We start from the raw sequence: 20,292 nt of genomic DNA, 5'->3' as shown, positions 1-20,292 counted from the left end.
ATTTCACATGATGTACGGATGGGATGGCGGTGGGGGAGCCGGGGCACGGGTACTGATGGCACTGGTGATGATGCTCTTCTGGGGAGGCCTGGTCACCGTGGTGATCGTGCTTCTCCGTCGCGGCCGGGGCCAGGATGGACCTGGACCCCATGGCCTCACTGGTGCGCCCCGTGACGAGGCCGAACGAATCCTTAACGAACGATTTGCCCGTGGGGAAACCGACGAAACGGAGCTCGCCGCGCGACGGGCGGCCCTCAGGCGGAAGCTATGACACCGCTGTCCCGAAGCCAGCTGCTGGTTGGAGTCCTTGCCACGCTGGCCCTCACAGTGCTGTCCATCGCCGCCGTCGCCTTCCTGGGCCAGCAACGGATCGGCGCCGGCCTTGCTGGTGGCACGGGTTGTGCCGCACCGGGAAGCGCTGGAACCATCGTCAACGTCACCACGACAGACATGGCTGGTCCCATGATGGGTGGCCCGGGAAGAATGGGTGGCATGGGGCTGACCGCCGACCATGCCACTGTTACCCACGGCTCAGTGAGGTTCCTGGTCACCAACGTGGGCCGGTACACCCATGAGATGGTGATCCTGCCACTGACCGGAGAACAGATGACAGGCACCCGGCCCATCGGTGGTAACGGGAAGATCGACGAGGCAGGCAGCCTTGGCGAAGCCTCGGCCACCTGTGCCGAGGGTGCGGGGCAGGGGATCCTGCCCCGCACCTCCGGCTGGGTCAGCGTGAACCTCCCGCCGGGACGCTATGAACTGCTGTGCAACTTCGCCGGCCATTACGCCGCTGGCATGTACACCCTGCTCACCGTCACCTGACGCAGTCCCTCGGGCCGACGGCTGCGTGAGGGTGAGCATGGGTCCGGTCGACAAGCACCCCCTTGGCCGGCCTGCACCGGGAGCAGGTCCTGGAAGACTTTCAATGCGGCGGCGCCAAATCCTTGGTTCCCGTGGGCGGCCTTGTCGGAATGGTGTGGAAGGCCGGCCGCGGGTGAACCAGCGAACTACCCAGCCGGGGCCACGACGGGGAGGTTGCGGATTTCTTACGCCCGCGCGGCGCAGGGATGACGGGGGTGATCCGAACGCCGGTGCCGGAAACTTTCAAGGTCGTTCAGGACGGATGCTTAAGTATCTGTCCAGTAGGGTCCTTGTTGGCGTTCAGGACTGCCCATGGGGAACATGCCCGCACCTGGCCGCAGTTCACGGTTGCCAAATCGAGAAGTGGCCAAGCTGTTGGGGGACGGTTGGCCACTTCACCATCGACCCTACAAGGAAGTTCTGACAGACATCCGCCGCGTCCGTCGAGTCGGCCTCCTTCCGGGCCACAGCCAGGCAGCCCCCACAGAAGGTTCCACCGGAGCCGGCTTGGTCTGACCCTGATGACGTCAACTCAGACCGTGCCCGCGGGCTGCTTTCCGGGATTCAAGTTCACTTGGATCGTTCTGGCCGAAATCGCCGCACTCAACGCCTTCGAAGTCACCTTCGACGGACGCCTGTCCGCCGGCAAGAAATAACATCAAAACCAATTAGACGGAAAACTTGACAGACCCGTCACCGGCGAGGTGACTTCTCCGCGACAGGCAAGGGAGCGCCGTCGTGGGTGACGGCAACAGGCGGTCGTGTCTTAAATCGGCTGTTGCGGTGGCATGGGTGCTGCGGGTGGTTAGCTGATGTCATGACGGAGTCGACGAATACCCATCCCAATGAACCTCACAACGCGAACTTCGCTGCTCGCCTGAATTGGCTTCGCGCCGGAGTGCTGGGCGCCAACGACGGAATTGTCTCTGTTGCCGCGACGGTCGTCGGCGTTGCCGGGGTCACCAACGCCCCGGCCCCGATCCTGGTCGCTGGCATGGCGGCCGTCGTCGGCGGCGCAATTTCCATGGCTCTGGGCGAATATGTGTCGGTGAGCAGCCAGCGCGATAGCCAACACGCACTGATCGAGAAGGAACGCCGGGAGCTCGCCGAGGACCCCGAATCCGAATTGGCTGAACTTGCCGGCATCTACCAGGCTAAGGGCATGAGCCGGGAAACCGCGGCCCGGGTGGCCCAGGAACTCACCGAACATGATGCCCTGGCAGCCCACCTCTCGGCGGAGCTGAACATCGATGAAGCCGAAGTCGTCAACCCCTGGCACGCGGCCTATGCCTCGGCCGCGGCGTTTGCGGTTGGTGCCATCTTGCCGATGCTTGCCATATTGCTCCCTCCAGCGGGGTGGCGCGTCCCGGTGACGTTTGTGGCGGTCTTGGTTGCATTGGGCCTCGCCGGAATGCTTAGTGCCTACATCGGTGGAAGCTCCAAGCGTGTCGCCGCCATCCGGCTCGTCGTGGGCGGTGCGCTGGCCCTTGCAGCGACCTACCTTGTCGGTACCTTGCTCGGAGCTACCGGAATCGTGTAAAGACGGCTTTCACCGCACCCAAGCTCCTTCACCCGCCCTGTACTCATGCAAGGTCAAGTCGTATATCAGGGGGTGGTTTGGCTCGGGCTGGCCCGATTGCCTTGGCCTGCCGCGAAGGGGTCTTTTGGTGCCGGTTTGCCTGCGGGAGTCGATGGAAAAGTCGGCCAATTCCCACTGTTCGCGGGACCGACAATGGAGCAGAAGCCGTAAGAAACACGATCGTTTTGAGCCGTCAAGCTGCGAACTCAAAATAGATTCGCCGGAGCGCGAATCACTGCGTGGCAGGAACGTACCGTATGTTGCCCGGTCACCGGGACGGGTCACCGGACGGGGCAAGCGGACACTCCGCCAGCTGCTCAAGCAATAGCGCAGGTCAGGGGGTCGTTTGTCTGGTGAGGGACCCGCTTACGGGACGTTCCAAAGTGGCACTCCGGACACACCCCTTGCGGGACGACGAGCGGATCGCCCGCTATGGGACTGCCACCATTGGTTCCTATTGCAAGGCGGTCGCACCGTTGATAACGGCGAGCTTCAGTTTCGCATTGTTGGGGTGGTTCCTGTTACGAGGTCAGCGACGCAACGGCCGACGCTGCATCCTCGATCAAGGCCAATACGGCTTGTATCTCTTAAGTACCCCCTGTTGAGGTGGGTGGCTGTCGGTCTACGGTAGCCGTGGTGAGGGCTTTGGGGCGGTGCCGCTGTTTGGGCTGAGGCGAGGGTCCTGGGAGAGTGCCGTTGCGACGGCGCAGGCTACCTTGCCGCTGCCTTGGAATACTGTGATGACCACGCCCTGGTTGCGCACCCGCTCGGCGCCATTGCCCGGTCGGGCTGCCGCAGCGCGTGAAATGACCCCGCCATCATTGGGGCCGGGTCCACCAGAATTCGAGTTGGATGTTGTCGGGATCGCGGAACACCAGGGCCGCGCCGTTGGCCGTGTCTTCGGCGGGGGAGTGGACCACGCCCCGGTCCGCAAGTTCCTTCTGCCAAGCGTCCAGGTCTGCCCGTTCGGCGACGTTGAAGCCGATGTGGTCCAGCCCCACATTCCGGTCATCGAAGCGGCCGACCGGCACCACTTTGTGTTGGTTGAGCCCGATGATCAATCCCGTCGGCTGATGCCGCAGGACGATCATGATGCGGTTGTCGAGGTCGACCCGGCGTACACGCCGCAGGCCAAGCACCTCGCAATACCACTGGGCGCTGCCCTCAGCATCGGATACTGACAGGTCAATGTGCGACGGCGTGCCGAAGGTTGGCATGGGCTCCTCCTCTTTCCATTTAGAGCATAGCCCGGTCTCGACCTGGGGCCCCGGGCGGCCCCGTGAGGCTGGGGAGCGATTGGGGATCGACCGGCGGGTCTGGCCGGGCCACTCCCCAACTTCGAGATGTTAGATACTGCACTCCCGGGCGATGTACTTCAAGGTCGTGGCTGGGTACCAATCACCGAGAGCCTCGGAAGGTGCTGCGGCGTTGCCGAAGCACGTCGGCGGCTGCCGGGCTCCCAGCGGAAGCCCGGCAGCCGCCGTCGTTCCCCACCCGCTCCCACTGCTCGCAAACTCCCAGCGGGTCCCTCGCGGGCGTGGGCCCAGATCAGACAGCCGACTCGCCGCCTTGTCTTGCGGACGCCGGGCGTAGGTTCCGCGGCAGGACTGGCATTGGATCGCGGGTGCAGTAGGACGGTTCTCCTTCGTGCATGGTCCCATGGCGTGACCGTGGCCAATGAGCCAATCCCGGTGACGGTCGAGCTCAGAGAAAACCGGAGTCTTTCAACTTCGCGGCCACTCCGGCTCCGTCTGGCGCGGTTACCCAAGGCACAGTGCCGTGTCCGGTGGTGGGGGTGTCCTCGTGTGCGCGGCCACCGGCTGGCGTTGCCTCGCCGGCGGAGAGTTGGCGGATGACAGGTCTTCCAGCCAGAAGCCGCCCAATTCCGCCGACGACACTTCCCAAGATCAAGAATACGATCCAAATCTCCTTGGAAAACGTGCGCATGTCTTGTTCGTCGGTACGGCTGAAGTCGACGACGCTATATCCCCAAATACCCATGAAAGGGATAAGGACGATCACGGGCAGCCAAACAGCTACCAGGGAGCCATCCATACAATTCGAATGCGCCCAGCGGCGATGCGCAGCAGGAAATATCCATGCAAGACTCAAGGCGGTCCCGGTAGCCGTTCCCCTTCGGACAGGACCCCCGGCTTCGCCTGTCGGCCTCAAGAGCGCCACAGAAGTCGTCCGGGCTGATCTACAGACATGAAGTTCTAGCGCGGCCTCACGAGATCAAAGCGGCCCTCGGCAAGGACCTCGAAGTAGGCGCTTGGCCCGCCTGCGCGCAGCACAGGGTGGGCGAGGGCCGTCTGATAAATCCCGTCGGGAATCATGGCCTCATCGATGTGCACCGCGACGACTTCCCCGATCGTGAGCACCCCGGTAGACGTGTGCCCGTCGGCACCGCGCAAAGGAATGATGTCACTGACCCGGCACTCGAAGCTCACGGGAGAGGCAGCGACGCGGGGCGCACTGATTTCAACAGAGTCAGCGGCTTCCAGGGCGGATGCGACGAATTCATCAATGTCGGCCGTCGTTGACGTTGCGTTCATCTGCTCTGCGAGTGCGCGCGTGACGAGGTTCCAGGTGAACTCACCGCTCAGCTCAGCGTTGCGTGCGGTGTGCTTGCGGACGGTACTCGAGAAGCCAATGAGCGGCGGCGTGTAGGAGAATGCATTGAAGAAGCTGTACGGTGCGAGATTTCGAACGCCGGCAGGGGAAAGTGTGCCAATCCAACCGATCGGACGCGGCCCGACTATTGCATTGAAGGGATCGTGCGGAAGCCGGTGGCCCTCTGCTGGGCGGTAGAAGTGCGACGTCATCCGTTCAGTTAATCATCATTCGACGGCACCAACGTGTTCCTTCCGCGCAGACAGTATCCCAATGTCCCGCTGAAACTGCTCCCGCCCGAAGCCCCGTCTCGGACTGGCCCGGCGTTTTCATGGTGATGGCTGCTCGGGGGCGTGTTTGAGCCGCGAAAGGTGCTTCTTTGCTGGGAAATAGTGTTGTTGACGCACTGTTATACCGGCTGAAAGAAGCACCTTTCTGATGTCCAAGATTGCCGGAGTTTTCCCCTCCCCTCCCGTCGCTACGTCGGGTCAGTCGCTGATCTCCCATGCCGGGGTGAACGTAGTGACCTCGTTCATCGACGCGCTCGGGTTTCGTGGCTTGTGTGAGGACCGGCTGGGCCCGTTTGTTCCTGCGGGTGCGTCGCACAGGCCCGGGACGATTCTGGGGGCGTTGGCCGTGATGCTGGCCGGCGGCGGGGAACACGTCAGCGATCTGGACCTCCTGCGCTGCGGCGGCGGTGTCTTTGGCCAGGTCGCCTCGAACGCGACGGTCTCGCGCTTCTTCAGGCATGCCGGTGCGAACCCGGACGTTTTCGCCTACGGGTTCGCCACCTTATTCGCAGGAACTGCGCACCCGGGTATGGGAGGCGGCCGGGGACCGCAACCGGGCCCTGGCCGCGACGGCCCTGGACCGGCTCATCCTGGACCTGGACGCGACCCTGGTGACGTCCCACAGCGAGGAGAAACGGGCCGTGGGCACGTACAAGGGCGGGTACGGGTTCGCACCGTCCCGTGGGCAGCTTTGACTACGGCGCCGGCCACGGGACGGGAGAGGTCGCGGCGACCCTGCTACGCCCGGACAATGTCGGGGCCAACAGCGCCGAGGACCACGTCAGAATCTTCACCGCCGCGGTCGCCGGGCTGCCCGACGCGTTCTACGACGAGGACGGCAGGTTGATCGGGGAGAAGATCCTGGTGCGCACCGACAGTGCCGGGGACTCACGCAAATTCCAGCATCACCTGGCGTCCCTGGGCGTGCAGTTGAGCGTCTCCTACCCGGTGCCCGTGATGAAGGCGCGCCTGGTGGCCTGGATCAATGACAAGCAGTACTGGCAGCCGGCCCTGGACCAGGGCGGGGATGAACGCGGGGACGCCTGGGTCGTCAGCGCCACAGACGTTCTCGGACTGGAGGACTACCCGGAGGGCACGAACCTGTACCTGCGCGCCGGGCCCCTCCACCCCGGCGCGCAGTCAACGCTCTTGGATGTGGAAGGGCACCGGGTGACAGCGTTTTTGACGAACTCCCCGCGCTGGCACGGGCCCACCCTCGATGCCCGCCACCGCGCCCGGGGCTGCTGCGAGAACCGGATCAAGACGTTGAAGCCGGTGACGGTCGCGTAGTCGCCGTAAAGCTGGCAGAACCGGTCGTAACTCATCACCGCCTGTCCCGACGGACCGCTCGCGTCGACATACTCCTTGTGCAGCTGCTTCAACGTCACCCCGACCCGCGCCAGCTCCCGGTGCACCCGGGGCCAGTCCGGCTGCACAAACACGCTCTCGCGCACCCCGCGGCCGGGAAACAGGGCCGCATACACCTCGCCCTCGGATATCTCCGCAACGTCGTCCCAGCCCAGACCTGCCCGGTCCGCAGCATCCAGCACCGACTGAATGCTGTGCCTTGACATGCCGTGAGGGGACGAGATCGCACTGCGCGACAGTCCCTGGGTGCGCAACTGCAAGACAAGTTTCGCCTTGATCTTCCATACCATTACCGGTACTCCTTCCACCACGTGGCCGTCACATGGTGGAAGGGGCCTATTGAGGTGGCGCCCAACCACGCGAAGGGTGGCGCTCAACCACACCGGCCGCCCTACCAGGCGGTGACGCTCGCCCGCACCACAGGCGGAGCTCACAAAGGCGAATATTCAGACGTCCCGGGGAATCTTCCGATGGAACGGAAATACGTGGGCTGCTGGGCTGTCGGCCACCGGAACGCGACCACATCCGTGCACGAACGCTCCAACTCCCGGGAGGACCGCACCCCCAACGCAGTATCCCAAGAGCACGATGCGTAGCATCAAGCGCGGGTCATACGGGGGCTGGCCCTTGGCCTTCGCGTGGGACGTGTAGAACCTGGCTAGATTCAGTTCATGATCGACGAGCTGGGCAATAAACGGGGCCAAGTGATTCTTTGGCAACCACTTATCCAACGGGGGCTGGACCAGCATCACCGCCTCGTGTTAGGCATCGACGCACTTGCCAGCGGATGTGGGCCGAAGCGGTGTGGACCCCCAGCACATCGTGGACATTGAAGCTCTTCACTACGTGGATGGTGAGACTCACGGCTTCCACGCCAACTGCCCAGACAGGCGCTACCATCCGAGGCTATGCGCCATCAACCACCTATCCATGGTGGTGAATGTTGGTCTGACTCCTTGCGAGTACGCCGAGGGTTAAGAGGACGTTGGCGAAGCGACGGGTGTCACCGCTGACTACGCAGAGTGCGAGATCCGGGGTGCGTGCCAGAGCATAGAACTCGTTCCGGGTGACCGATCCTATTGGCACCCCGGAGGGCATTAGAACGCGTATCTCGTCCTGTACTTGGCTGGGTAGCGCGTCTGGGCTGGGGCTGATGACTGTTGCGTTCTCGACTGTGACGGTGTCCAGGAGCACCGAGAGTACCTGCGGTACCGTGGGGTTTCCAGCGGTCAAGTTGAGGAAGATGCGCTCCGCGTTCGGCCCTACAGCCGTCTTTGCAGCATAGTGGCTATCAGTGATCAGGACGGTGGAGCCGTGTCCGGCCGCAGCTAGTGCGGAGATAATTCCGGGGTGAATGAGAGTGCCTGCAATCATCGGGAATCGCTCTGCTCATTGATTCTGACACGGTCACGCAAAGTACTGGCCCCCGTTGATATTTATCGTTGCACCAGTGACGAAGCTGGAAAGGTCGGAGGCGAGCCAGAGGGCGGCCCCGGCGACGTCTTCAGGGGTACCTGCACGCTGAAGTGGGATTGATTGAACGGTGGAAGCTTTGGACTCGGCAGTCGTGAAGGTGTCATGAAACGGTGTTGCCTCGATGAAACCCGGTGCCAGGGCGTTGACGGTGATTCCTCGCTCGGCAACTTCCCGGGACAGCCCTCTGGTGAATCCGAAGATTGCTGCTTTTGATGAGGCATAGGCGACTGCTCCTGGGTGACCACCGTTATGTCCGGCGAGGGAAGCAACGTTGATGATGCGTCCCCACCCGGTGGACATGAAGGGCAGGGTGTAGTGGGTTGCCAAGAAGACACTGTCCAGGTTGACTGCCATGACGTTCTGCCAAAGGGCGAAGTCCATGTCGACGATGCGTTCACGCTGGATGAGACCACCGATATTGTTGACCAGAATGTCGATGCTGTCGAATTCATGCTGGACTCGTTCGACTGCGCTTTGAACGTCGTTGGATATCGTTGCGTCAACCTGCAGGGCCAGGAGTGGATGGCCGGATTCTTGGTGGATCGCCGCGGAGAAGGCATCGTCGGGCTGGTGGCTGAGGTAGGTGACCGCAACGCAGGCGCCGGCGCGGGCCAGCTCGAGTGAGATCTCCTTTCCGATACCAACGCCGCCGCCGGTCACGAGCGCGTTCTTGCCGGGTAAGGAAATGGCCATTGGAGAGTCCCTCTATTTTCTGGATTGGTTTCTGTGGGTTCGTGTGGATGTCACGGGGTGGGATGGTTTATGGACCTTTTTGGTGGTTGATCGGCGCTCAAGCCGCACCACGGTTATTGTCTGTGTAGTTCTCGGTGGCGGTCGCTGGAGGCTCGAATGATTAGCTTGGTATCGACGGTGACTGATGTTGCTGCAACGGGGTCTTCTTCGTCGTTGAGTCGATGGATCAGTCGTTCTGCTGCGAGCCTGCCGATTTCTTCGATTTGTTGCGAAACCGTCGACAACGCCGGTTGGAGATGCTTGGTCCAAATCAGATCGTCGTAGCCGACCACTGCGATGTCTTCGGGAACGCGCAGGCGCAGTTCTTTCAGGGCTGCCAGACATCCGATCGCCATGTACTGGTTCATGGCGAAAATCGCGTTAGGGGGTGCTGGCAGTTCCATCAGTTTTCGCGTAAGGTCAAAGCCGTCCCTCTCGCTGAGCCCGCTTTCGCTGGGCGCCCCGACTTGGATCAGTTCAGGCTCTGGGGTCATGCCGGCGGCCATGAGCGCCGTTTTGTATCCGTCAATCCGCTCCGTTTCAGACAGCGTGTCCGGAGGTAGTGCCAGTAGTGCGATGCGTGTTGATCCTTGGTCGATGAGGTGGCTGACCGCATCGAAGGAGCCTTTGAAGTTCCCGGACCGCACGACATCGTACATGGTGTTGTCCTTGATTCCGTGAAGCATGAGGACGACAGGTTTCCTGGCACGTGAAAAGAGTTCAAGCGCCGAAGAATCTCCGGTGGCCGGCACAGTAAGGAGCCCGTCGACTTGTGAATCGAACATGAACTCGGTGGCTTCCCTTTCCCAGGAGGCGCGCATTTCTGTGTTGGAAAACATGACGGAGAACCCGTGAGCGTGCAGGGCATCGGCGGCTGATTTGAGCAGCAGCGGTGCGGTTGGGCTCAAGATCGTGGGCATCAAGATTCCGACCGTCCTGGTCCTGCTCGAGCTCAGCCCGCGAGCCAGACGATTAGGTCGATATCCGGTTGCCGCGATTGCGGCGTTCACGCGGGCTGCCGTGTCCGCACTTACGTAGCGAGTGCCGTTTATTACCGCCGAGACCGTGGCAATAGACACGCCTGAGCTGGCGGCGACTTGCCGAATGGTCGGGTTGCCGCCGCGGCCGGATCCGGTGGCTGTGGCTGGATGCTTTTTCAGTACTTCCCCCGCCGGTTTACCGTTTCCCTGGTGTTGCACTGTCGGGTTGTTCGATTTATTGAGCATGGATCACCCCTTGAATCCGAGTAGGTTGGGCAAAGCCAGACTCACCCATGGAACGAAAGCTATCACCAGCAGCCCAACGCCGAGCACGGCGAGGTATTTTACGATCGGCCTGGCAACCTTCTCGATGGGCACCTGCCCCACTGCGCATGCCGTGTAGAGGCCCACCCCGAACGGCGGAGAGAACAATCCCAGTCCCATGGCAATGATCAAGACGATGCCGAATTGCAGGGTGTTGATTCCCAGATCGCTGGCAATGGGAATTAGCAGCGGGCCAAAAATGATCAACGCCGGGGCCCCCTCAAGGACCGATCCCATCACAACTAGCATAACGATACTCACCACAAGAAACAGCCATACGCCTTGGGAGTGCGCTAGTCCAATCAAGGCGTTTGCCATGGCTTGGGGGACTTGCTCGGCGGTGAGCACGTAGGTGACTGCCTGTGCGGAGGCGACGATGAACAAGATCATTCCCGCCAATGAGGCTGAGCGCACCAGGAACGAAAGCGTCGAGTGCACCTTCATTTCGCGGAAGACCAGACCGCCGACAACGAAGGCATATACGACGGCGAAGGCGGAAACTTCGGTCGGAGTTGCGATACCACCCAGAATGCCCCCGAAAATGATCACAATCATGAACAGAGCCGCTCCTGCGCCTGCGACGAGTCGGATCCTCTGGGCCGGGGTCCGCCGAGGGGCCGAAGGCGCGGCGCCCACCGTCTGGTCGCCGTCGGCGGCGCTCAGTTTAGGCACGGTAAGGATCGCAACCACCGCAAGTCCGATCGCCAACAAGACTGCCGGTACGATTCCGGCAATGAACAGGCCGCCAATCGAGACGCTTGCCACATAGCCCAAGATGATCATGTTGATGCAGGGGGGGATGGTCTCGCCCATCACTGCTGAGGCGCTTAGCAGCGCGACCGCCTCATACTCGCTTTGTTTGGACTTGCGAAACGCGGGCAGCAGCATGGTTCCCACGGCAGCCACGTCCGCGCTCTTCGAGCCGGAGATGCCAGAGAAGAGTGCCATCGCCACGATCATGACGATGCGCAGCCCGCTTCGGAACCGGCCAATACCCACCAACAAGAGTTCGATCAAGCGGCGCGACATTCCATTGATTTCCATGATCAGTCCGGCCAGGACAAAGAATGGAATCGCCAGCAAGACCACGTTGGAAATACCCGACTCCATTTGCTGGGAGAACAATGCGATCGAGACGTTGCCGCCACCCCAGAAATACAACAAGGCACCGAAAGCCAGCGAGAATCCGATGGGCACCCCTATGAGCAGCGTGATAACGAATCCGAGCAGCATTAGGACAATTGGCAGAGGCAGCGCCCCAGGAGCCAAGAGCCCGACCAGAACCCACGCCGCCGTCAGGCACAGCAGTATCAGTGCGGATCCCACCACAGCCCGCCACTTCGATCGCAGCAGGTCGAGCAGGGCGAAGATCACCATGAAGCCTGCACTGATCAGGATTGGCAGATAGTTGATGATCTCAGGCAAACCAGTCGACGTGGTCTGGCCGCCGACCGTTTCCGAAATTTTGTTGCTCGACCAGCCCAACGACACAGCCACGATCAACACGATCCAGGCGATCAAGGCCTCATTGACCTCCCCGAGACGCCCGCTTAGGCGATCGCGAAGCGCAGTCACTCCGAGATGTTCACCGCGGGCGAGTGTCAAGGCTGCACCAAGGAATCCGATGGCCACCAACATGGACGTGTCGGCGTCGTCTGCCCACGCCAGTGGGCGGCCGAGAAAATACCGTGAAATCACCGAAATGAAAACGACCACCAGGCTCGCGATCAAGACAACCACCACGGCGATGGCGATGACGCCGTGAAACCACTTGCCGATCCGCCCATTTGTCCTTGGCAGCAGTTCGTCATCCAAAATCACGTCAGTTACGTCAGACACCAGGGTGGCCGGTACGACGCCGCCACTGTCATCGGCTCGCGGGTGCTCACGAGCGTCCATCTCAACTCCCAGCCACAATGGACTGCAGAATCGGCTTCGCCGAAGGATTCTTGGCAGTGAACTCTGCCCACAGGGGCTTCACCTGGGCCTTAAACTTGCTCTTATCGACAGTCCTTATCGTGACCCCGTCGGCTTTCAAAGCGGCCATCGCCTTCTTTTCGGCGGCAACCGCCTGGGTCCGTTGGTAGGCGGTCGCCTCCTTTGCGGCCGCCAGGAAGTCATTGCGATGCTGGCTGGGGATTTTGGCCAAGGAGGAGCTGCTGATGACAGCCGTGAGGGGGTTGAAAAGATGTTCGGTCAGGGCCAAGTTCTTCGCGTTATCGGACCATTTGTTCTGCAGGATGGTGGGAGCGTCATGCTCGGCACCGTCGATGAGGCCCGTCTGCAACGAGGTGTAGACTTCGGTCGTTGGCAACGGTGTTGCCACAGCGCCCATCAGGTTCACTGTCGCAATCACCTCCGTGGCCTGCAGCGTCCTGATCTTCATCCCGTGCAAGTCTGCCGGGCTGCTGACCGGCCGTTTCGTCAGCATGTTCCGAGCACCGAAGTTGTATGCCCACCCGACAATTGTCGTTTTGTTCTTCTGCTCAAGCAGGGTCGCAAGCTGAGTGCCCGCTTTCGAGTCCAAAACGCTGCCGACGGTATCCCAGCTGGAAAACAGGTAACCCATGTCCAAAATGCCAAACTCCGGGGCGACCTGCTCCCAAATGGAAGAGCCGGAGATCATCATGTCAACAGCACCCAACGGAATCTGAGCCACAATGTGCGCCTCGTCGCCCAACTGACTATTCGGAAAGTAATCCACTTTCACCGCGTCGCCTACCTTCGTCTTCAACAACGACGAGAACTTCGCGAACCATGCACTATGCGCATTACCCGCTTGCCCCGGCATCGATGAAGACATCTTCAGCGTCACTTGTTTGGCTGACCCAGGGGTCTTGGAACCCACACATCCAGCCAGCAATGGCGCAGACGCCACCGTCATGGCCAGACCCGCACCATATTTGAGCACAGACCGCCGAGAAGGCGCAGACTTATTCACTGTAGATCTCCTTTGAACTAAAATGTGCACCAAATGAACCACCGAATGATCTAAAATCTAACCGGTTACGCGCCCCAAGTGCAGGATTGCAGTCTAAATTTTGCTGAAAACGGAAGCTAAAAACGAGGGATTACCGAGCTTCCGCTACTCACGCGACGAAGGCTAGCGCCAACTGGTTCACGTGAAATCGTGCTGTAATCAAAATCATAGCGAACCGGTTACGTCGCCACAAGTGCCCAGACGAAAGTTCATGAAATGACCGCCGCCTGTGTTGTTAGTTGGGTCAGCCACGGCGCGCCCGGTCGCTTGTTGCTGGGCTGGGGCTCGCGGTGGCTGCCCGCCGAACCGGACATGCAACTCTCACCTCATCAGGCGCTCCATGCGTCCTTGTCCGGTGGTAGGACAGGGGCCCGCGACGAGGTCGCTGGGGCTGAAGTCCTTGGCCCAATTGATGGCCTTTGGGGCAAAGCGGGTCTTTTGAGTTGGGTGCCGATAATTCTGTCCGCATAGTGGTGTCTCTGGTGGGTGTGGTCTGTCCCGTATTCCGGGTTGTCGATAACGACCACCAAGGTGTGTCCTTGAATCTGTGCGGCTGTCGTGATTTTGGCCATTTACGAGGGATATCTCATCGCCAGCGATGGCCAACATGCGTCGGCCGAGGTGGGCCAGGGACGCTGCGACAGCCGATCCGCTGCCGAGCATCCCGGCCGAACCCGGGAGGATACCCGCCTGCGCGCACCGGCCGAAGGGAGATGCAGGGGACCATATTTCCAGGCCGGCATTCGCGTCCTGGCTATGGCTAGTACTGTCTCCGGTGAAAAATGTACACGCGTTTCTTGGCGGTCATTTTTACCGCACTGAACGGCCCATGTCTCTGCCGCCTGAAAGGGGGCGCGCCTGGATGGAGACTTGTTCGCGGGCTCGTCTACTGAGCGCGCAGTAGTGTCAGGAACTCGTCGGCCATGCCGAGTTGTTCCTCCAATTTGGCGCGACGCTTCGCCGCCTCTTCGATAAATCCGTTCAACTGGGAGCGAACATCGGCGTCACCTTCGCCGGGTTCGGATTTTTCCAGTTCGTCGATAACTCGAAGAAGATCGGACATGGCCTCCAGCGTGAACCCCAGCGGCTTCATCCTGCGGATCAAGAGCAGACGCGTGAAGTCGCGTTCCGTATAGAGGCGGAATCCTCCTTCCGTGCGGCCGGACGGTTTGAGCAGACCGACCTCGTCATAGTGGCGGATGGTCCGCAAGGACATCTGCGAACGGTCTGCCAGCTCGCCGATATGCATTGTCGCCACGACTTCTTCAGCCGACATTGCCTTCATCATCACGTCACCCATTCCGACTCAACCCTCACGTTAGGGTAGAGTTGTTTAGGCGACCGAAAATCAGCATCCCCATTTCTCTTCCCACCCCATTGTCTTCCATGACGGGGCTGGACTCGTGCGCAACGTGGCGCGCAAAAGATTACTCACCCGCTCTCCTGAGAGAGCCAAGCCCCTGGAGTCATTCCTTGGCCCTTGCCGAACGCCCGCGCCTTATCCGCCACCCGATCACCGTCCTGGGTGCTCTGCGCTCTCCGCAGCAGCTATCCCGCGAGGTTCTCGCGGGCATGGTCACCACCCTCGCCCTGGTTCCGGAGGTCATTTCGTTCTCGATTGTCGCCGGGGTCGACCCGATGGTCAGCCTTGTCGCCTCCATCGTTCTGGCTTTGACGATGTCGGTCCTTGGCGGGCGGCCGGGCGTGATCACCGCAGCGGCCGGATCCGTCGCTCTCGTTATCGCCCCTCTCGTCCACGGCCATGGTGTCCAGTACGTTCTGCCGGCGGTGATCCTGGCCGGTGTCATCCAGATCGTCTTTGGCCTTGCCGGTCTTGCCCGTCTGATGCGGTTCATCCCGCGGTCGGTAATGATCGGGTTCGTCAACGCCCTGGGCGTGCTCATTTTCACGGCGCAGGTACCCCACGTTCTCAACGTCCCCTGGCTCGCCTACGTCTTGTTTGCTCTGACGTTCGTGATCATTTTCATCCTTCCCCGTTTCACCAAGGTCATCCCGTCGCCCTTGGTTGCGATCGTCGTCGTCACGGCGATCGTCATCATCGCCCACCTCGTCGTTCCGAACGTCTCCGGCGAGGGCCCCCTCACCGGGAAGATGCCCGGAATCACCCCGTTCCTCGTCCCGCTGAACCTGGCAACCCTGCAGCTGGTTTTGCCCACCGCGTTGAGCGTCGCGTTCGTCGGTCTCATGGAAACCCTCCTCACCGCGAAACTCGTCGACGAGATCACCGACGCCCCCTCGCACAAGGGCCGCGAGTCCTGGGCCCTGGGCGTCTCGAACATCCTCGCCGGGTTCTACGGCGGCATCGCCGGCTGCGCGATGATCGGCCAGACCGTCCTGAACGTCAAGACAGGCGGGGCCCGCACCCGCATCTCCACGATCGTGGCCGGAGTGTTTCTGCTGGCCCTGGTGACAGGGCTCAGCGAGATCATGGGACAGATCCCGATGGTCGCCCTCGCCGCGGTCATGATGGTCGTTGCTGTCACCACCGTGGACTGGCACAGCGTAAAACCGTCTACCCTGAAACGGATGCCAGTCCCGGAGACGATCGTCATGGGCGCTACCGTCGCCGTCGTGGTCATCACCAGCAACCTCGCCTACGGCGTCATCGTCGGTGTCATTCTCGCGATGGTGCTCTTCGCCCGTCGGGTGGCCCACGTGATCAGTATCGACCGGACCCTGGCAGGCGACGGCGGAAGTGTCCACTATGCGGTGGTGGGGCCGCTGTTCTTCGGGAGCAGCAATGACCTCGTCGAGCACTTCTCTTACGCCGACGACCCGACCTCCGTGTCCATTGATCTCAGTCGGGCCCAGATCTGGGACGCCTCAACGGTTGCCGCCCTCGACTCCATCGAGACGAAATACCGTGACCATGGCGCCACGGTGACCATTGAAGGACTCGATGAGCGCAGCGCCGGCTTCCACCGCCGCCTCACTGGACAGTTCGGCGCCTGACCGGGTCGCGAGAGGCGACCAACACCATCGCGACGATGACGCGGTTGGCGAGGTTGCTACCGATCTCTCGCCACGAAGAGCTCCTCGTCTTCCGCGACCGCCCTTGGAAACATCTCGGCCGCGTGCTCAATCCCGACGATTTCACCAATGCTCGAGCTGTCGCCGCCATCGAACACGTCACCCGCGGCAACGTTAGTCTCGCCTAGCCTCGGCGTTTCATGACCGTCAGAGGCACCTTTCAGGATTCAATGACGCCACCCTGACACACGCTCATGAAACACCGAGGTTAGGACCGCGCGCGAACCTTCGTTCGGACCAGCCGGCCGACTGTTGCACCGGCGATGGCGCAGAGGGCGCCGACGAGGCCAATGATGGCGAAGGGGATCAGATGGTTCGTCACGGGGACTGTGCCTTGATAGCCCGCCAGCATGAACGTCCCTGCGAGGCAGAACCCGAAGAGCGCACTGCGGCTGGCGGCGGTCGCCCAGGTTTTGGAGAGCAACCCGATAATGAGGGCAGCGAGCCCCCACGGGACCAGGCTCAGCGCGGACCCCACGAAGATGTAGCGCGCGCCGATCAGACCCAGGAGGGCGCCGAGTGCGGCTGCAAGGATTGGCCAAAGGAACGTCGTGCGGGGTGGTTTGCTCATGAGAGGCAGTATAGTATCGTTTCACGTACTACGACAGACGGAGTAAATGATGGTTCGGCGCAAACAAGACGTGGCGTGGGCTGATCCTGCCCTGCTGATCCTCGGAAGCCTCGCGGCCGGCCCGAAACACGGCTATGCGATCGTGCAGGACACCGAGGAATCCGCCGGGGTCACCCTTGGTCCGGGCACGCTGTACGCGGCCCTGTCCCGACTTGAAGCCCGCGGTTACGTCCGCGCCCTTCCCGGCGAGGACCGCCGTCGCCCTTATGAGATCACGGCCTCAGGCTCGGCGCTGCTGACGGAGCGGTTGAAGGCGATGAGCAGTTTCGCCTCCCACGGCCTGGCACGGTTGAAGACGGCCCAGCCATGAGTCCCCTGGCAAGACTGGCACTGCGCGCCTATCCGCCCTCCTTTCGTGCCCGTTACGGTGGCGAACTGGCCGCCCTGGTTGAGGAAATGCCCGCATCGGCGCGTACGACGGCGGACCTGTTCGGTGGCGCACTCCGGGCATGGGTCCGGCCGACTTTCAACGGCCCGAACGGCAAACGCTTGCGCCTGCAGGCGACCGTCTCGACCACCTGGATCGCGTGGTGCGCTGCTTTCCTGATCGTCCCGGCGCTGAACAAGGCGCTCCTGGACCCGGCAGGGCCAGACACTGTCGCAGCGGTCAGGGGGCTAATGGATGCCGCGAGCGTCCTCCTCTGTCTCGGATGGGTGATTGCACTGCTTGGACTGTGCCTCATTGTGGCCCGCGTTCTCCTTCCCGCCCTGCGGTCGCAAGCAACGCGGGTGCTCGTCCCGCTCATTCCCGCGATAATCCTGGCGGTCGTTGTGGCGGTGGGGTTCCTGGCGCTCACGTTGATCCGCCCTGAAGGCGCACAGCATCCGCCCGGCCTGTTCGGGGCCCTCACTGCCTGGTTGCTCGCGCTCGTGGCCTTCCTTGGCTGCCTGGGTGTTGGGTCGACCTTGAGCCTGCGGCGACTTGACGCAGGGATTTCGACGCTGCGTGCACCCGTGTTCCTCGGCGCCGGCCTTGCCTTTGTGTTGACCGCCATGTGTGGGTGCAGCGTGATCGCAGTATTCCTCGGTCGCGACGCCGCACTGCTCGGCAGTATCATCCCTGTGATCATCGTGGCCCTCGTTGCCGTCATCGCCTCAGTCATCGCGCTGGTGAGCTCCGCCCATGGCCTCAAGGCCGTGTACCAGAAATAGCCGCCCCATACCCCCGGTTCCAGGGCCAGCGCCTGCAAGTGACGACACGCGTTCAGCAAGGCACTGATGTCGCCCGATCCGCCACGACAGTTGGCAACATCACTGAATCACGACCCCGATGGGGGCCCCTAATCCGACTCCATTTGACGTCACGATTTTCAATCTGCGGACGGTAAATCGGCGGAAATCCGCGGTTTTTTCATACCCGCTTGGCTTAAAACCGTCGCAACCAAATATTGGCCCTCAGATCGCCGTACGCAGGGCCCTGGCACAAAGCCCCCTTCAATGCCCCTAGTCAACCGGGCTCCTGAAGAATTCGAGCAGAGCTATCGTGAGAAACAAGTCGGCTCGTTACCCGAGGGGACACCCACAGGGCGGCGACAAAATCTCTGGGACAGTCCACAGCTTAAACGCAATTTCTGGATGGCCTCGATTATCTCCACGTACGTGAACCAGAAGAGCATGTCCTGGCCGATGAGTCTTCTGAAATTGCATTCAATCGCGCTAGAGAGTTCGGCCGTTAGCAATTGTCGTCTCCCGCGCAGTGCGCCCCGATCCATGAGCAGCTCGGGCGCATAATCCAAGCGAGGCCGCGTCGAGGTGGGTTGTGATTGACAGTTCGATCACACGCCGGATCCGGATATGAGACTCGACCAATAACACGCAGAAGGCGACGATTGATCCGACAGTAGCCCAGACATCCAAACCAGAAATGCCAGGCTCCACGATGGCCGGAAAGGCATATATGGCGATCGTAAGTGGGAGGATGAGACCGCATGACAGCCGAAGGTCGGTCCATAATTTTACCAGCTCACCGTCAGTCGGACCGTCGGCATAGCTAGATGGATAAGGCCCCACGGCCTCACGGATAAAGATTTTGTATGCAGCGGGTCTATCCAGAGTCTCTAGGTCCGAGTAGTCTGCCACCTCCGCCACCTCCGCCATCTCCGACTTCAGGCGGCGCACGGTGGCTTGCGGCACGTACAGCGACGTCCAAAGACGTCGCACGAGATGCCAATCTTCTGTGTTCACGTGTAGCGGCGCCCATAAAACGACGCGGCGCGCCCATAAGACGGCAAATCCAGACGTAAATCCACACCACCATGACCCCAAGAGCGCCGAGAGCACCAGCGCAAGTAGCAGCCACCCGGGTATACTGATCGAGCTCAGAAGAGGCCAAAAGGCGGGCGCGATCCACTTCTGCGGTTGCGCAAATATAGGCCAGCGAGTCAGTATTATGAGTGCACCTAGGAAAGCCAACAATAGGCCTGTTGGTATTGATGACCGCCAATACCTGAATTCTTGAACCATCTCCATAAGCTTGTCAGTCATGCAGCACTCACCTTCAAGAGAGACCGAACTTCTTGGACCACGCGTGGGTAAGCGCGTTGTGAAGTACCAATGTTCCCTGAACATTAAGATCTACGTCATTTCGCCGGTGATAGAAGACTAAATATCTCTCTCCTCCGTTGTCGAAGAGATTTCCGAGAGCTCCCGCAAAAAAGAGCAGGCGAAGGAATTCATCCGCCTTTGTCTCCAGTCCTGGGAAATGCTTCTGCAATGAACGTCGGTAATCACCTCTTGTGAACCGCGAATCCTCCATCCATTTCAGAGCCTGCAGGGCAGCCTCTGCCTCTTCTCGGCCACCTTCGTAGCCAGCAAACTCACCGTGGAGCGCATCGACAAAGTACTTAGTCGAGTACTGCACGACTCCCTCTCGGATAGTCTCGATGGGCAGTGGCTTGACCGGAGTAAGATCCAAATGCATAGAGGCTAAGCGGATGTGTTCCATGAGCTGGAGGATGTCACGGGGTGTATGCCGCGTTAGATTGAGAAGGTATTGCAATCTCGAGGGATTGCGTTTTCGAACACCTCCACGACCCCCAACAGGAGAAATCTTTTCAGGGAAATATGACAGCACGTCTATTGGTCCATCGCCCCGCTCCTGACTGGATTTGCGGTTGATTAGCTGGATCAGAGGCGACGATACCCCGGCCGCACCAGACAGGACGCGCCAATCCAGATCAAATGCGAAGTCACGCATTTTATGGGCGTCTGGCAATACCAAAGAGATACGCGAAAAGATGTCATTTCGGATCAACAACACCACCGATCCAGTGGCCCTAGCTTCCGTCAATTCGATGTTGATTTCATAGGCAGCTTGCGCTAGACCAGAAAGCGACTCGTCATAGGCTGCATCGTTGAGGAAAATGGAATCTAATCCATCCAGAAGTAGGATATGCCGATTTGGC

Annotated in this window: 17 protein-coding genes and 2 pseudogenes; 7 read left to right on the top strand and 12 right to left on the bottom strand. The window is 60.9% G+C overall.

Going from position 1 to position 20,292, the window contains the following annotated elements:
- Positions 1–267: 267 nt before the first annotated feature.
- The 3 genes from G6034_RS17830 (at position 268) to G6034_RS17825 (ending at position 2,404) form a co-directional block, all read left to right on the top strand.
- Positions 268–825, top strand: a complete 558-nt coding sequence (locus tag G6034_RS17830) for a hypothetical protein (protein WP_176636454.1) — start codon at positions 268–270, stop codon at positions 823–825.
- A 560-nt stretch (positions 826–1,385) separates the two neighbouring features.
- Entirely contained in the window at positions 1,386–1,520 is a 135-nt protein-coding gene (locus tag G6034_RS20210) for a hypothetical protein (RefSeq protein WP_262453234.1), read from the top strand.
- A gap of 161 nt (positions 1,521–1,681) precedes the next feature.
- Positions 1,682–2,404 carry a VIT1/CCC1 transporter family protein gene (locus G6034_RS17825; RefSeq protein WP_176636453.1) on the top strand — a complete coding sequence of 241 codons (723 nt, stop codon included), beginning with the start codon at positions 1,682–1,684 and terminating at the stop codon, positions 2,402–2,404.
- Between the two features lie 857 nt (positions 2,405–3,261).
- Here G6034_RS17825 and G6034_RS17820 read toward each other — a convergent pair.
- From G6034_RS17820 to G6034_RS17810, 3 genes are all read right to left on the bottom strand, one after another.
- Positions 3,262–3,660, bottom strand: coding sequence for a VOC family protein (locus tag G6034_RS17820; RefSeq protein ID WP_176636452.1), 399 nt, complete (start codon positions 3,658–3,660; stop codon positions 3,262–3,264).
- Between the two features lie 487 nt (positions 3,661–4,147).
- Positions 4,148–4,465: a hypothetical protein gene (locus G6034_RS17815; RefSeq protein WP_218064043.1), complete on the bottom strand. Its 318-nt coding sequence runs from the start codon at positions 4,463–4,465 to the stop codon at positions 4,148–4,150.
- A gap of 194 nt (positions 4,466–4,659) precedes the next feature.
- Positions 4,660–5,268 carry a flavin reductase family protein gene (locus tag G6034_RS17810; protein ID WP_176636450.1) on the bottom strand — a complete coding sequence of 203 codons (609 nt, stop codon included), beginning with the start codon at positions 5,266–5,268 and terminating at the stop codon, positions 4,660–4,662.
- A 226-nt stretch (positions 5,269–5,494) separates the two neighbouring features.
- Between G6034_RS17810 and G6034_RS17805 the strand changes: the two are divergent.
- A pseudogene (locus tag G6034_RS17805) lies at positions 5,495–6,618 on the top strand (transposase); the annotation flags it as partial.
- Between the two features lie 556 nt (positions 6,619–7,174).
- Here G6034_RS17805 and G6034_RS19985 read toward each other — a convergent pair.
- From G6034_RS19985 to G6034_RS17775, 7 genes and pseudogenes are all read right to left on the bottom strand, one after another.
- Positions 7,175–7,463: pseudogene (locus G6034_RS19985) on the bottom strand (transposase); the annotation flags it as partial.
- 175 nt (positions 7,464–7,638) lie between these two features.
- Entirely contained in the window at positions 7,639–8,088 is a 450-nt protein-coding gene (locus G6034_RS17800; protein ID WP_176636449.1) for an RbsD/FucU domain-containing protein, read from the bottom strand.
- Positions 8,089–8,121: 33 nt separating this feature from the next.
- Entirely contained in the window at positions 8,122–8,883 is a 762-nt protein-coding gene (locus G6034_RS17795; protein ID WP_176636448.1) for an SDR family NAD(P)-dependent oxidoreductase, read from the bottom strand.
- A gap of 113 nt (positions 8,884–8,996) precedes the next feature.
- The gene (locus G6034_RS17790; protein WP_176636447.1) at positions 8,997–10,148 is read right to left on the bottom strand and encodes a LacI family DNA-binding transcriptional regulator; all 1,152 of its coding nucleotides are present in this window, start codon (positions 10,146–10,148) and stop codon (positions 8,997–8,999) included.
- 3 nt (positions 10,149–10,151) lie between these two features.
- Entirely contained in the window at positions 10,152–12,125 is a 1,974-nt protein-coding gene (locus G6034_RS17785; protein ID WP_176636446.1) for a TRAP transporter large permease, read from the bottom strand.
- Between the two features lies 1 nt (position 12,126).
- Entirely contained in the window at positions 12,127–13,167 is a 1,041-nt protein-coding gene (locus G6034_RS17780) for a TRAP transporter substrate-binding protein DctP (RefSeq protein ID WP_176636445.1), read from the bottom strand.
- Between the two features lie 925 nt (positions 13,168–14,092).
- Positions 14,093–14,494, bottom strand: coding sequence for a MerR family transcriptional regulator (locus G6034_RS17775; protein WP_176636472.1), 402 nt, complete (start codon positions 14,492–14,494; stop codon positions 14,093–14,095).
- Positions 14,495–14,679: 185 nt separating this feature from the next.
- Here G6034_RS17775 and G6034_RS17770 point away from each other — a divergent pair, with 185 nt between their 5' ends.
- Positions 14,680–16,179, top strand: a complete 1,500-nt coding sequence (locus tag G6034_RS17770; RefSeq protein ID WP_246296260.1) for a SulP family inorganic anion transporter — start codon at positions 14,680–14,682, stop codon at positions 16,177–16,179.
- Between the two features lie 286 nt (positions 16,180–16,465).
- Here the strand turns inward: G6034_RS17770 and G6034_RS17765 are convergent, their stop codons facing one another.
- Positions 16,466–16,828 carry a hypothetical protein gene (locus G6034_RS17765; protein ID WP_176636443.1) on the bottom strand — a complete coding sequence of 121 codons (363 nt, stop codon included), beginning with the start codon at positions 16,826–16,828 and terminating at the stop codon, positions 16,466–16,468.
- 46 nt (positions 16,829–16,874) lie between these two features.
- On the opposite strand from G6034_RS17765, the gene G6034_RS17760 reads away from it, so the two are divergent.
- Both G6034_RS17760 and G6034_RS17755 read left to right on the top strand, forming a co-directional pair.
- Positions 16,875–17,198: a PadR family transcriptional regulator gene (locus tag G6034_RS17760; protein WP_176636442.1), complete on the top strand. Its 324-nt coding sequence runs from the start codon at positions 16,875–16,877 to the stop codon at positions 17,196–17,198.
- Positions 17,195–18,040, top strand: a complete 846-nt coding sequence (locus G6034_RS17755; protein WP_176636441.1) for a hypothetical protein — start codon at positions 17,195–17,197, stop codon at positions 18,038–18,040. The genes G6034_RS17760 and G6034_RS17755 overlap by 4 nt, the downstream gene beginning before the upstream one ends.
- Positions 18,041–19,385: 1,345 nt before the next feature.
- Here the strand turns inward: G6034_RS17755 and G6034_RS17750 are convergent.
- Positions 19,386–20,292 (bottom strand): P-loop ATPase, Sll1717 family (locus tag G6034_RS17750; RefSeq protein ID WP_176636440.1); only part of this gene is annotated, 907 nt, incomplete at its 5' end.

It is taken from the genome of Arthrobacter wenxiniae (assembly GCF_013376105.1).
GTDB classification, from domain to species: Bacteria; Actinomycetota; Actinomycetes; order Actinomycetales; family Micrococcaceae; genus Specibacter; species Specibacter wenxiniae.
Note: the sequence above shows the minus strand (reverse complement) of the source record. Positions and strands in the feature narration are given on the sequence as shown.